Source organism: Methanobacterium veterum (assembly GCF_000745485.1).
GTDB lineage: Archaea > Methanobacteriota > Methanobacteria > Methanobacteriales > Methanobacteriaceae > Methanobacterium_D > Methanobacterium_D veterum.
On sequence record NZ_JQJK01000009.1, the window covers coordinates 487,108 to 502,342 of the forward strand.

Here is a 15,235-nt window from a genome sequence, read left to right on the forward strand (position 1 = left end):
TAAAGTTAGTACCCTGTAATGTATTTGTACTGGACTGCACCGTTGTCGTTGAATGTCACTTTTTTGATTCCTTTGGATGTGACCTGAGCTTTGACTTTAAAAGTATATTCTTTTCCTGCAGGTACAGTGAAAGTCCATGTTTTAGTGGCTTTATTGTAAACTGAGGGATAATTAACTGAGATCAATTTCATGCCTTTAGGTAATGTTATTTTAACTTTAACAGTTCCAGACTTGTCTTTTCCAGAGTTTTTCACTGTGGTTCCTAGGTAAACGTATTTACCAGTTTTAACTTTGGAGTTGGTGAGGATTGAATTGGAATAAGACAGTTTAATGTACTTATTTATGGTTTTTTGTATTTTGTTGGATAATACGCTTATATTGTCTCCAGTTGCTTTTGCCTGGGATGTGGCTGTTCCAGATTTTAAAGCAGTTGCAGTAACTACTAATGATGCAGTATCCCCTGCATTTAAGTTGCCTATGTTCCATACTCCATTAGCATAAGTTCCTACAGATGCATAAGTAGCGTAGCTTGAGTAGAAATCAGTTTTTAAGATGTCGCTTATTTTAACGTTGGCTGCACTGCCGTTTCCGTTGTTTTTAACGGTTATGGTGTATGTAGTTTTATCGCCAGTTTTGATGGCTGCAGAAGAAACATTGCTTGAGACTGAGATGTTTGCTTTTCCAGGTACGGTTGCGGGATATGATGAGTCCATGGTGAAGTTCAGGTTCTGGCCTGTGGAGTAAAGGTTTACATACCCTTTTGAAACGTTGGTAACTGTGTTGTTGATACCAACTATGGAGTTTCCAGTACCGTCACCGGTGAACATTCCAGATTTATCAACTCCAACAGCTGCTCCAATGATATCTTTAAAGGTGTTTCCAATAATTTCAATTTTGCTTATGATACTCATTGGTCCGTGGGCATATGAGTTCTGGATGTATATTGCGTCTCCTAATCCATTAGTAAATGTGTTATTTAGTACATAAGTTAGATTAGAAGCTTTTTCAATTCCTAAACCTTCATTGAAACCGTTAAATATGTTGTTTATGAAAGTTATGTTGGATACTCCACCACCGAAGAAGGCACAGTAGTCGTTGTTTAAGAATGTGTTGTTGTCAACATATACATTGGTAGCTCCAGAAGCGATAGACATACCGTCCATAGCACCAATAATTGTGCTGTTTCTCACTGTAATGTTGTCTCCACCCATTATGTGCACAGCATAGGTTTTTAAGTATTTATCATCAAAAGTACAGTTTTCTATAAGTGTATTAACTGCGTTTGTATTGTAAACCGCTGCTTTCCCGTCATGAGAGGTAACATTTTTAACTACAACGTTTGATACTTTATCTAACTGGATTGCATATCCGGTTGATACGCGTTTTGATCCAGAAGTAACGTTGTTGTTTAAAAGGCAAAATTCAAATCCTTGAACTGTTGAACCTGAACCATCTGCATCTCCTTCAGCAGTTATTTTGAAAATAACTGTGTCTGATTCATTTATGCCCTTAATAATAGCACCGTTACCAATTAAGTTTAGTGTTTTATTAATATTTAGCTTTATATCGTTGTATGTCCCAGGTGCAAAGCTTATTGTGTCGCCGCTGTGTGCGTTATCAATTATAGCTTGTATCTGGGCACTTGTTGAACCTGCAGTTACGGGAAGGGTAGCTGCGGATACTGGGTCTGCCATTACGCTCCCTGTTGAAACGATGGCTAGGACCATTATTAGTGTTAATACGCCCATTTTAAGTTTTTTAATTTAAATGCCTCCTACAAATAGTTATAATCATGCGCTATTTTTATTTCAAACGAAACGCACATAATTATGATTCGATCTAGGGCAAGATGAAATATATACCTTTCGGAAGTTCCTATATGTTGCGTAACAATAAATATGAGTTTTATATGATATACTTTAAAAAATTAAAATAATATTTTATCCCAATTTTAAAATTAAGTTGATTAATTTTATTTATATACATTTTAAAATATTAGTAAACATTTTTATAGTTATTAAGTCTGTATTATGATAAATAAATCAAAAAAAAGTGTTATATATGCATTTTCTAAATTAGATCATAGGGTTATGTTTAAAAAGGTGAAACATGAATCAATATGCAACAATCAGTAACTTGAACTAAAAAAGAGAATAGGGGAATAAATTATTTTTTTGATTTTTTAATCATCTTCATCAATTCATTCCTGTAGTAAGCCCCCAATATTACTATTAGAAGTATTATAATTCCAATTATACTCCAAACAGTTGGATTTTTAACTGTATTATCAATTAATAGTTCCTGGACAGTTTTACTCTCAGTTCCAGATTGGCCATTACTTCCAGCACTTCCTGCAGATGCTGAAGCTGCAGCCGCTTGCCCTACACTTGAAGAAGTACCAGATGTTGCCCCGCTGTTGGAATCACCACCAGTACCTCCGTTAGCACCATTTGTACCTGAACCTGGACCATTTCCTCCACCACCGCCTGTGCTGTTAGTTCCTGTTCCATTATTAGGTGTAGGATCAGGTGAAGGTTTATCATTATACTCACGATTTGTAAAAACACTTACCATGTCTGCTGCAGCAGTTAATAAGCCTGCACCTAAACCCGAATCCACGTTGAAAACAGCCTGCCCATTTGATGTCCAGCTCATTTGTGAAACTCCTCCTGCAGTAAATTTTACATGAATGGAAGGTAAATCTGTTGCAGTTTTCTTGGTAACACCGTCTATAAACTGTACAGAATAGGTATTTGGTCCTAGTTGCACTATTAACATGTTTATGCCCGCGGCATGTTGAACACATGAACAGATGAGGGGCCGGTACCCGTACCAGTTGGAACCTACGTGGGGCCAGACCTGTGAATCTCTTGCTCTCATATCCATGTGATCATTGTCTAAAATAGCATTATGTTCTATAACTTCTTTTCCAGTGTCGCTGGCATATCCTGGACCAAATTTAAGTCCAATTCCAGAGTCTTCGTCGTCGGGCAGTGACCTCTCTATGCTCTTTGTTATGATATTTCCGCTGATAATGATATTTATGCCTTTGTGGTAATTAAATACAATCCCATTGGCGTTTTTTTCTATATCGTTACTTTTTATGAAGATATTTTCAAGTAATGTTCCGTTAAGCAGTATTCCTTCTCCATAGTTGTAAGTTATTGTGTTGTTGTTTATATTAACATTGGATGAATCTACTACAGTTACGCCCTGGCTGTTGGAATTGATGGTGTTGTATGTGATTTTAACGCCGTTGGAGTTTTTTACAGATACAGCCCCTTCATCAGAGGATACTCCTGCACTGCTGTTATCGCCGTTGTATTTTAGAGCAGACCCGTTGATAACCGTACTGTTGGAGTTATAAATTTTAACTCCTCTTTCTGCGTTATTTGTGATTTTATCATTGTTTATAGTGGTATTTACAGAATTTTCCACATCTATCCCATTTTTAGCATTGTTCTTGATTGTGCTTCCAGTGATTTTGGTGTTTTTACTGTTTGAAATGTTAATTCCTGTTATGGAGTTTGTTATATTGCTGTTTTTAATGTTTGTGCCGCTGCTTTTGTTTATAGTGACTGCAGAACCATCAGAAGCACTTATATTACAGTTAGATATGTTCACATTATTCGTGCTGTTTACAAGTATTCCTGAACCTGAACCTGTAATATTAAAACCGCTTATTTGAGTCCCTGAAGCTTTAGATCCATTAATTAAAAACACTGCAGACCCTGATGAGCTGGACCCAGACAGCACTGTTCCAACACGGGTTACTATGTTCAACGTCTTGTTTATGGTCAGCTGTATATTTGTATAAAGCGTTCCAAGGAAATTAATGGTATCTCCTGAAGCAGCACTGTCTAATACATTTTGAATCTCTGAATTGTCCATAGTAGAAGTCACATTAATGTTGGCCGCAGATACAGGCTCTACAAATGAGGTATGTATAGATATACATATAAATAGTAAGAATAATACAATTATCACGTTTTTAGTGTTCGTCTTTTTCACCCCCTTCTAATTTTTAAGAAGGATATAATTAACACAATAACAGTAGATCGATACGTATATAAATACGTATAGATTTTGGTTCTATACGCACAAAAAGTTGAATTAAAGTAGTAGGATATGAAATTATTAATATAAGTAGATAATTTGACCATCAAGTTGTAAAATTGGATTTATATTATGTGATAACCATTTAAACAGGGCTTTACAGAGTTATGTACATTTGATTTTAGTTTAAAACCTGCAAAAACCAAATATTTTTGCAGCATGTGAAAATTGAAGATCACAGATTTTTTAAGGCCCCAAAACTTTCAGTTTTGTGAGCACTGAAAATTGAAAATTTTGGAGTAAAAAAGAAAAAAGAAAGGGTTTATTTTTTTGATTTTTGGATCATGGCCATTAAGTCTTTTCTGTAGTAAGCTCCGAATATCAGGACGAGCAGAACTATGATCCCGATTATGCCCCAGAACTCTGGACTTTTAACTGTTTTGTCGATGAATAACTCCTGGGCAGTTTTAGAATTATCTTTGGACGGGGAAGATGTTTGCCCGTTGGATCCACCTTGGCTGGAACCTCCAGAGCTTCCTGCATCTGCTGCAGCTGTTGCAAGCCCTACGCTTGCAGAAGCGCCTGATGATGCTCCTCCACTGGAACCGCCTGAGTTTCCACCGGCACCGTTTGTACCTGCTCCGTTTCCATTTCCAGAGCCGCCGTTACCGTTTCCATTGTTGTTCCCATTACCGCTATTGTTTCCATTACCATTACCATTGCCGTTTCCATTTCCAGAGTTTGGATTAGTTACTTCAGCATCGAATGATACATAAGCGGTTTCATCGCCGCTGGTAACTAGTACCATACCATTTCCCAGATGGGTGATGCCGATCTGAACACTAACATGTCCATTGTGCAGTGTCAATGTTTTTGAAAATCCTCCAGTGGTACTAAAGGTTACACTTATATCCGGCAAATCGGTTATATAATTGCCGTAAACATCCATGAGATATGCAGTATATGTGTTTCCTCCAGAGTTATACAATACCAAATTGATTGGAGTACCAAGGACTTTACAACAGAACAGATCCTGACCCACAGAATAACCAGGTTCATTTCCAGACCATGTTACTCCGTACCAGTTTATACCCACTGGAAGGAGGGTAGCACTCGTATCATGCCCATTTATATTTCTCTTTTGGTTATTCATGATTACGTTGTGTTCTATGGTCTCGCCTACACCATTTTTATAGTCAGCTCCATAATTAATTCCACTCCCGGTCTCTTCAGTAGGACTGTCTGAATAAAGTATGCTTTCAGTTATAGTGTTATGTCTGATGGTTATGTTTGTACCCTTGGAGTAATCCAGTTCAAGCCCATTAGAATTTCTTTTTATCTCATTAGTATCTATGGTTATGTTGATTGCATATCCGCGGAGTATTATTCCATCCCCATGGTTATCGTCTATTGTATTGTTATTTATTGTGAGATTAGTGGAGTCTACCCCAATTATTCCGTGGCTGTTGTGGGTAATGTTGTTGTGTGTGATTTTAACGTTCTTTGAGTTTTGAACATAAATACCTCCTCCGGTGGAGTGCAGATTTATAGTGCTGTTATTTCCATTACTTTTTATGGTGGAGCCGTTAACAGTGGTGTTAATGGAATTATAGATTTTAATTCCTCTTTCTGCATTATTTGTGATTTTGTCATTGTTTATAGTAGTGTTTATGGAAGTTTCCACATCTATACCATTTTCTTTGTTATTTTTGACTGTACTTCCTGTGATTTTGGTGTTTTTACTGTTTGAAACGGTAATTCCTGTGGTTGAGTTTGTCAGAGTACTGTTTTCAATTCGGGTGTTAGAACTGCTGTTTACATTGACTGCAGGCCCGTTGGCAGCGCTTATGTTACACCTGGAGATGATTACATTGCTGGTGCTGTTTATAAGTATTCCTGTACCATTTGCGTTAATTGTAAATCCGCTTATTTTAGTTCCTGAAGATTGGGGCCCATTAATTGAAAATACTGCAGATTTGGGGTTAGATCTGGATAATATTGTCCCTGCGCTGGTTATTATGTTCAGAGTCTTGTTGATGGTCAGCTGAATGTTTTCATAGAGCTTTCCAAGGAAGTTAACTGTATCTCCAGATGCAGCGTTATCTAATGCTGATTGGATCTCTGAATTATTCATAATAGACGTTACATTAATTGTAGCAGCCGATGCCGGTTCTATGGCCGTGGCAAACAGGGACATGCCTATGATGAATACAGAAAATATCATTATCCTGTTTTTAGCGTTCGTTTTTTCACCTCCTTGCGTTTTGTTTATCAGATCAAAATAAAAAATAATAGATCTATAATAATAGGAGTATTCGAATGATCGATATAAACATATCGATTGAACTAATGTTTTAATTAAGCTAGAACACTTTTATGAGTTAATAATAAACTTTAATCATATGGTAATTAAAAGGAGTTATAAAAAACATATTCGGTATGTTAATACGTACTATTAGATCAAAATATAGATTTTAAATTATATTTTGGACACTAAAAATTATTTTAAGATTTATTATAATCTAATAAGTCCATTATATGGTTTATAATTGTTTAAAAAGTTCTAATATGCTATAAAAATCTTTTGATATATTATAATATAGAATGGAGTTGTTATTAATCTTTTTTTGTAGGTGTTCTCTTGTAATTGGTTTAATATTTTATGAAATATGGGGCACTGTTTAATTGATGTGTGTTTGTAAACATATCGTAGAAAATTAGGATATAAATCAGTGCAAATTGAACTCATGTGGTTACAAGGAATTTTGATCTAAAAATTAAAAAAGTAAAAAGAAAACAGGTTAGTATCTTCCTGTTTTAAATTTCCATGTGTATCTAATACCATTGTTTCCTGCTGCGTCTTTAATTGCTGCTGCTGGAATGTAGATCTGGTACCATGTGTTAGCAGACCGTTTACCTGTTTTAAGGTATAAAACATTGTTTTTGATCACTTTGCTTAATGCTACTTTTTTGCCTGTTTTCAGGTTTTTGATGTACACTTTAGACCAGTTTATGCTGGTTTTGAGGTTTTCGCTGAATTTGATGTAGAGTGTGTTTGATCTGGAGATGCCTGTGCTGCTTTTTTTAGGGTACATTGATTTTACGTATGGCCTTGTTTTGTCTATGACGTATTTTGCGGTGTATATTGGGGATTGGTTTCCTGTTTTGTCTACTGCTATGAATTTTAGGGTTGTGCTTTTGCTTATGGTGAATGCTCCGGTGTATTTTTTACTGCTTGTAGTTGGTGTAGCTCCATTGGTAGTGTAGTAGATGGTTCCTGTTTCGCTCATTTTTAAAGTAACATTCAGGTTTTTGTTGTACCATCCGCTTTTGTAATTGGCGCTTGCGGTCGGTGCTTTGTTGTCTATTGTGCATGTTTGAGTGCATTTATCAGTACCTTTGCTGCTGGTTACAGTTAAAGTAACTGTATAATCACCGTCTTTAGCATATGTATGTGTTGGGTTCTGTTCTGTGGAAGTTTTTCCATCTCCAAAGCTCCACAACCATGATTTTGGACTGCCTGTGGATTTATCGGTGAATTTGACTGTTTTACTGCTAGTTTTTGTTACGAAATTGGCTCCAATATTTTTAAACGCGTATAATGTTCCATTAATGGTTCCAACGTATAATGTGCCGTCTGAACTGATTACTGGGGAAGCACAGATACTTCCAGCGGCATAATTCCATTTCAGCGACCCGTTTGGGGTCAACGCATAAATGCCTGCGCTGCTTCCAACATAGATAGTCCCGTCGTGCCCGATAGTAGCCGATACGACTTCATTTGTAGCAACCTCCCCAATGCTGTAAGTCCACAATAATTCTCCACTGGAACTTATGGCATAGAGTTTACTGGCGCCTATAATGTATATAGTTCCATCTGAGGAAATGGCAGGGGCACCGTAGAGTTCTTCTGTAGTATTGTATGTCCATTTCAGTGTTCCATCTGGATTTATGACAAATAATGTAAACCGTGGTAAACTGCCACAGTAACCATCTAAATTGTAACTTAAATTGTTCTGGCTTTCAACATAAATTGTTCCATCTGCACCAATAGATGGAGTAACATAATATGTAGTTCCAGATGAATTTTTTATTGTTGCATTTTTATAAGAACTGAATAAAAGCTTATATATCCATTTCTGCGTTCCATCTGGGTTTATCGCGTACAGAGCACCATTGTAATCTGCAATATAAATTGTTCCATCTGAACCAATAGCTGCTGATGACCCATAGATCGACCCTGCAGTATGGTATGTCCATTTCAGCGTTCCTTTAGAAGATAATGCGTATACGGTGCCAACAGTACTGCTGGTATCTACTGTATAAATGGTTCCATCTGCACCAATAGCAGGTGATGAGCCGAAATTATATTTTCCAGTCTTGTACTTCCATTTCAGTGTTCCGTCAGGGTTTATTGCGTAAAGTGTACTGTTCATCCAGCAGCTGATGTATATAGTCCCGTCGGTCCCGAGGGTAGGGGAACCAAGTATATAACTTGCAGTGGTGTAAGTCCATTTCAACGCCCCATTGGAGTTGAATGCGTATACCTTACCGTTATAACCTCCAATGTATATGGTCCCGTCTGTACCGACAGCTGCAGACCCGTATACGGTTATGCCTTTGTAAGTCCATTTGGTTGCGTTTGTCTGCGGTCCTGTGTAACTGGACTGCCCAGTGTGGCTGTTGTTTATTCCATATGTGGGGTATGATGAATTTGCAAGCCCCCCTGTTCCAATAACATAATTTTGAAGGTACAGTGGGCTCCAGTTTCCTGCAGGGTCAACTGCAGCATACCTGAGGGTTGTGGTTTTGCTGATGGTAAGAGCTTTTGTGTATTTTATTTTTGTGCTGCTTGTTCGGGGGTCAATACCGTCTGCAGTGTAATAAATTGTTGCAGTGGGGTCGCTGGTGGTTATGGTCACTGTTTTGCTGGTGGGAAATGTTCCCCCGGAAGTGGCGTTTGTGGTGGGTGCTACAGTATCAACTGTAATTGGAATGTAGACTGTACATCCTGTAACGGTTACACTTGCGTCATCTGTCCCGCTTGTGCTTCCGCCAGTTGTTACTGTACTTGCTTTTCCTTTGGAAACTGTTGTGCTTGTTGTAGAAAATGTCCCTAGAGTGTAATTAAAGTCTACTGGTAAGTCTGGTATGGTTCCCTGGCTTGATGTGTCTTGGCCATTGGAGTTATGGGTCATATCTACTGTGATAGTGGATTTGTCCCCTTTTTTCAGCAGATCGTCACTTGCACCGGCTTTTAACACAATCCACGGGTCATAAACAGCATGGCTTCCGCTTTGTGCTTCATATATATCTGTTTTTCCAGGTGCAGTGGTGCCGTTTACATATGATGGGCTGTTGGTTCCCCACCAGTTATTTTCAGCGTTTAAACCGTTTCCTGTAAACTTTAAACCGTAAAGGGTGTTGTTGTATATGCTGTTGAAAGTTACAGTTGCAGTCCCGTCCTCAACATCAATTCCAATTTTATTTCCGGTAATAATGTTGCCTGTGATGGCGGCGTTGACTGAAGGGGCTATATAAATCCCGCTTGAACCAGCTGCTCCAGTTATGGTGAAACCTTTTATCAGGGAATTGTTTCCACCAGAAAGCATGCTGAAAACGGGATTATTTACATCTAAAGCGGTGATTATCACGTTCCCATTTGAAACTATGTTCACCCTTTTGGTGACCTTCACGTTTTCAGTATAGGTTTCTAGGTACGATGTACTGCCTATGTTGATGGTATCTCCGTTTTCTGCATCGTCTATCGCTGCCTGGATGCTGTCGTAAGTTTTGCCAGTTCTGGCATTGGTGGGCTGGACCACGTTAACCATATCATCAATGGTCTGGGTTGAACTGCAGTAAGGCCCTGTAACCGTTAGCTTCACAGTATAAATGCCTGCCCTGGTGTAGCTGTGGAGCGGGTTCTTTTGGGTGCTTGTTGTACCATCGCCAAAGTCCCACAGCCAGCTTGTTACCAGGCCAGTGGATGTATCTTTAAACTGGATAGTTAACGGTTTTTTGCTGTTATATGTGGTTGTACTTGTGAAATTAGCCAGGTTTTTTGAAAAACTCACTGAAAAATCATCCAGATAAGTAGTAGTACCTCCAGTGCAGTTCAGTGTTATACTGTGAATGCCGGTGTAACTTGAAGTTGAAATCGTGTATTCAGTCCATTTATTTGAGGTACTAACTGATTTTACAAGGACTCCATCAATATACACGTTAAGCTGCCTGGAAAGGTCCCCGCAGCACCAGAAGGAAATATTATCTACAATGGTTAGATCAACATTCTGTTGAATGTAATTCGTGCTTGCATTACCAGTATTGCGGAAATTAACGCTGTAATTTCCACTGTGAGATTTTGAACTGCTTACCTCTGTGGTATTTCCATATTTCCACCCGCTTAAATCGCCTGTTTCAAACCCGGAATTGTTGAACCTGTTTGCAGCGTCGGCTGAATCATATACATGGATATAATTTGAAGTGGTATCACTACCGTATTCATTGCCTGCCTTTAGACTGACAGTGTATTTACCGGCTGCGGTGTAGTTATGCACAGGGTTCTGTTCAGTTGAATTTTTTCCATCCCCAAAATTCCAGTACCAGGATGTGGGGCTGCCTGCGGACGTGTCGTTAAACTGAACACTTAAATCTGCACTGCCGCCCGTCGCATTGCTTGTAAAACTGGCGGAAGGGGCATCTGCAGCACTTACACCTCCTGCAGCGGTAATACAAATGAATAGGAAAACCATGGCTAATATAAACGTTTTCTTATTCTTTAACATTTTAACCTCCTTTTTTAGTTGCTTATCAGATCAAAATAAAAAATAATAGATCCATAATAATAGGAGTAAACGAATGATCGATATAAACATATCGATCAAATTAATGTTTTAATTAAGTTAGAACAATTTGGAGGGTTAATAACAAATTTTAGTTACATATTAATTAAAATAGGTCATAAAAAACATATTTTTCACGTTAATATATCACATTAGATCAAAATGTGGACTTAAAATTATATTTTAGATATTATGTTTTTTTAAATTTATACTGTTTTAATAAGTTTATTATCTGGTTTAAATTCATTTAAAAGAAGTAAATATGTTATAACTGTGTTTTTATGCCTTAAAATGTGGGATAAAATTGTTAATGGCTTATTTTTATATCTACTTTTTATAATTGGTTTAATATTTTATGAAATATTTTTTTGATAAGTTGATGTGTTTTTGAAAACATATCGTGAGAATTTATTAAAATTAAGACATGTAAAGTTTGGTTAAATATGTATGTAAAAACAGTGTTTTGATAACTAAAAATTAAAAAATAGGAAGGTGGTTTTAGTATCTTCCTGTTTTGAATATCCAACTGTATCCTTTGGTCAGGTAGTTTCCTGCTTTGTCTTTTATGGAGTATGCTGGTATGTATACTCTGTACCATGTGTACGATGCTTTTTTGCTGGTTTTGATGTATATGTGGTTTCCGCTGATCCATATGGTTGCTTTGCATTTTTTACCTGTTTTAATGTTTTTAATGTAGACTTTGGACCAGTTCACACTTTTTAAGACGTTTTCGCTGAGCCTGATTGAAACAGTTTTTGTTCTGGAAACACCGGTTGCTCTGCTTTTTGGGCTAACTGCACTTACTTTGGGTGCAGTTTTGTCGATTACATATTTTACTGTGTAAACTGGAGATTTATTCCCTGCTTTATCCACTGCCCGGAATTTTAGGGTTGTGCTTTTGCTTATGGTGAATGCTCCAGTGTATTTTTTGCTGCTTGTTGCTCCAGTGGTGATGTAGTATATGGTTCCTGCTTCGCTCATTTTTAGGGTGATCTTCAGGTTTTTGTTGTACCATCCGCTTTTGTAATTGGCGCTTGCAGTTGGTGCGGTTTTGTCTATGGTGTAGGTTTGTGTTGTGACAATGCCCCAGTTACCATCTTTTACAGCCACGTATTTCAGGGTTGTGGTTTTGCTTATGGTGATTGGGCCGGTGTATTTGGTTCCGTAAAGTTTAGGGTCGGTTCCGTTGGTTGTGTAGTAAATAACAGCACTGGTGTCGTCTGTTTTTAGTGTCACGGTTTTTGATGTGTTGTAGCTTCCTCCAACAGGACTAGCGGTTACGCTAGGCGCGATGGTGTAGGTTTGGGTGTAGACTGAGCTCCAGTTGCCGTTGTCCACTGCTGCGTATTTTACAGTGGTTGTTTTACTTATTGTAAGCGGACCGGTGTATTTGGTCCCGTAGAGTGTTGGGTCTGTCCCGTTTAATGTGTAGTAGATTGTGGCATTGGTGTCGTCTGTGGCTAAATTTACAGTCTTACCATTACTGTAGTTTCCACCAACAGGGTTAGCAGATGCTAAAACAATGTAAATGGTTTTGCTTGTTGTGTCCTGAACACCGTCAGCGTTGGTTACAGTTAGAGTAACGGTGTATTTGCCTGATTTACTGTAGGTGTGTGTTGGGTTTTGTTCTGTGCTTGTTGCACCATCACCAAAACTCCAGTTCCAGCTGGTTGGAATGTTAGTAGAGTTGTCGGTGAAACTTACTGTGCCGTTTGTGGGGTGGGTGTTTGTGAAGTCTGCTGTTAAATCCTGGAACACGTAAAAAACACCTGTGGTAGTTCCAACGTATAGTGTGCCGTCAGAGCCGATTACAGGGGCACTCTGAATAGTACCATTTGTGGTATAGTTCCATTTTAATGTTCCATAGTCCCCGTTATCGGTTATAGCGTACATGCCTGTCATGGTCCCGAAGTATATGGTCCTGTCTGCCCCGATAGTAATTCCACATCGACCATTGCATAGTCCAACATCGTAACTCCATTTAACGGTGTATGTACCGTCTCCGTTGTCTGTTATGGCATATAAAGTGGATTTAGTGCCATCACCGGTTAGAATATAAATAGTTCCATCTGAACTGATTGCAGGTGTGCAGTAAATAGTTGAGCCTGGAGTATAACTCCATTTAACGGTATAAGTATCGCCATTGTCTGTTACGGCATACAAAACCTTACTGGTTCCAACATAAATGGTCCCATCTGAACCAATAGAAATACCACCGTACGTTGAAGATTTATAGGAGTATGTCCATTTAACGGTGTATGTACCGTCTCCGTTGTCTGTTATGGCCGTCAAGACCTTTCCATTAAGAACATAGAGGGTTCCGTCAGACCCAATAGATGGAGCAGAAGCATAAGTATCGATAGCGCTGGTATGATAGATCCAGTTTATTATTGCAGATGTTCCGTTGTCTGTTATGGAGTACAGATAACCATTACTGGTCCCAAGGTAAATAGTTCCATTTGGAGCAATTGAAATGCCCATGGATTGCCCTGCAAGGGTGTAATTCCATTTTGGTGTTGCGTAGGTTCCGCTATCAGTTAATGCATACAAATCTGTGATGTTACAAACATAGATGGTCCCGTCAGCACCAATAGCTGGAGCGCTATATACTGGTCTGATATCATAAGTCCATTTAACTGTCCCGTTTGGATTCAACGCGTAAAAACCAGTGCTACTTCCAAAATATATAGTACCGTCTGACCCAGTAACTGTAGATCCACCACTAATAGTACCATTAACAGTACCATTAAGAGTGCTTACTGTATTATTCCATTTGGTGGTGTTTGTCTGCGGGCCTGTGTAGTTAGACTGGCTGGTGTGGTTGTTGTTTATCCCATATTCGGGGTATGATGAGTTTGCAAGGCCTGTGGGGTTATTAGTGTCAGCCGCGCTGACGCTTCCCACTGTTAAAATACAGGCGAGCAAAGCAAAAACCAGGAATATGGGTAGTTTATTGTATTTCAATTTTGTTTTACCTCCTTATTTTGTTTGTTTATGAATCTCAGTTAAAAATTAAAATAATAATAAAGATTCATAAGACTAGGTAATCGAATGATCGATATAAACATATTGATCGAAACGGGTTTAGTGGGTTTAAATAGGCCATAAAAAATAATAATTAATAATAAACTAATAATAAATCGAATTGAGCACTAATGTATAATTTAAAAATTTAATATATGATATAATCTAATTTCAGATAGTAAATTGATATTTTACTTAAAATAATAGCTTAGTAATGTTTAAATTTGATTTTATATAGCATCACGCGCTTTAAAATGTATGATTTAAAAATAAAAGATATTTAAGCCCAACGGGCTTAAATAAAGTTTTTTTAATTGTTTATATGGTTACCATTAATGGCCATTAGATGTTAAAGGATCCCATACATTATTGTAGTCGTTGTCATCTGGATCGTTTATTAACTGTATGCTTGGGTCTCTGTAGTAGTAGTAACCTTTATGCAGGCTGTCTGAACCACTGGATACTGTGTTACCTGTTAAGTTGAGATATACTACATCTGGGTTTTCCATGGATATGCCTATACCATTTGAAGTTATATCGTTGTTGGTTATATTTGCATATAAGTTACCGGTAGTTGCGGCATTTTTTCCAGTTATGTTCATTCCAGTAGCGCCAATGTTAGTTAAGGTGTTACCTGTAACAGTTCCTTTGAAATATCCGCCCAGGAATATACCGTAATCAGTATCGTCTATAACGTTGTTTGTAACTGTTGTGGAAGTGCTTGTTTCAGCATTTAAACAGTTTACAAGTGAAATACCATCACCATAGCTGGTACTCATGTTGTTTATGGTGTTATTGTTGATTGTGAGACTTCCGTACTGTTTGTAGATATTGATAGCATCTCCACCATTTCGTATAGTATTGTTTTCAATCCGGCAGTTATACACATATTGTCCAGTTATACCATTTTTCAGCCCATTGACATTGACAACGAAACCAGTTATGTTTGTTCCAGTTGTACTTGAAATAGTCAGGACATTATGACTTCCATCACCTACAAGGACTGCTCCATTACCTACAAAATTCAGGGATTTGGTAGTAGTCAAATAGACGCCAGTATAAGTTCCTGGTGCGAAATTTATGGTTCCGCTGGTGTCTGTATCGATGGCGTTTTGAATTTGGGTGTTGGTCATGCTGGAAGTTACATCTGTAGCAGATGCGGATCCCATTGCAAGGGACACAGCCACTAAAAAGACCACTATTCCTAATTTTTTCATTTTCATTATTATTTCCTCCACATTTTGTCGCCAGGGTACATTTATACACTCCTCGAAATGTACTTGGCTACGGATCGATATTAGGTTAATACA

Annotated in this window: 6 protein-coding genes; all 6 read right to left on the bottom strand. The window is 38.0% G+C overall.

The genetic code is table 11. The features are described 5' to 3' along the window. Positions 1–5: 5 nt before the first annotated feature. Positions 6–1,727 carry a right-handed parallel beta-helix repeat-containing protein gene (locus EJ01_RS05575; protein ID WP_169740435.1) on the bottom strand — a complete coding sequence of 574 codons (1,722 nt, stop codon included), beginning with the start codon at positions 1,725–1,727 and terminating at the stop codon, positions 6–8. Between the two features lie 439 nt (positions 1,728–2,166). Continuing rightward, complete coding sequence (locus EJ01_RS05580; protein WP_157197590.1) at positions 2,167–4,011, bottom strand: right-handed parallel beta-helix repeat-containing protein; 1,845 nt, start codon at positions 4,009–4,011, stop codon at positions 2,167–2,169. A gap of 367 nt (positions 4,012–4,378) precedes the next feature. Continuing rightward, positions 4,379–6,280: a right-handed parallel beta-helix repeat-containing protein gene (locus EJ01_RS05585; RefSeq protein WP_048081412.1), complete on the bottom strand. Its 1,902-nt coding sequence runs from the start codon at positions 6,278–6,280 to the stop codon at positions 4,379–4,381. Between the two features lie 577 nt (positions 6,281–6,857). After that, the gene (locus EJ01_RS17780) at positions 6,858–10,844 is read right to left on the bottom strand and encodes a PKD domain-containing protein (protein ID WP_052375877.1); all 3,987 of its coding nucleotides are present in this window, start codon (positions 10,842–10,844) and stop codon (positions 6,858–6,860) included. A gap of 555 nt (positions 10,845–11,399) precedes the next feature. Beyond that, positions 11,400–13,865, bottom strand: coding sequence for a chitobiase/beta-hexosaminidase C-terminal domain-containing protein (locus tag EJ01_RS16405; RefSeq protein WP_052375879.1), 2,466 nt, complete (start codon positions 13,863–13,865; stop codon positions 11,400–11,402). Between the two features lie 392 nt (positions 13,866–14,257). Next, positions 14,258–15,148: a right-handed parallel beta-helix repeat-containing protein gene (locus EJ01_RS05600; protein WP_048081413.1), complete on the bottom strand. Its 891-nt coding sequence runs from the start codon at positions 15,146–15,148 to the stop codon at positions 14,258–14,260. Positions 15,149–15,235: the final 87 nt, after the last annotated feature.

Excerpts from the sequence above, each read along its gene's own strand:
- EJ01_RS05575 (WP_169740435.1), bottom strand. The coding sequence starts at position 1,727 with ATGGTCCTAGCCATCGTTTCAACAGGGAGCGTAATGGCAGACCCAGTA.
- EJ01_RS05600 (WP_048081413.1), bottom strand. The coding sequence starts at position 15,148 with ATGAAAATGAAAAAATTAGGAATAGTGGTCTTTTTAGTGGCTGTGTCC.
- EJ01_RS17780 (WP_052375877.1), bottom strand. The coding sequence starts at position 10,844 with ATGTTAAAGAATAAGAAAACGTTTATATTAGCCATGGTTTTCCTATTC.
- EJ01_RS05585 (WP_048081412.1), bottom strand. The coding sequence starts at position 6,280 with ATGATATTTTCTGTATTCATCATAGGCATGTCCCTGTTTGCCACGGCC.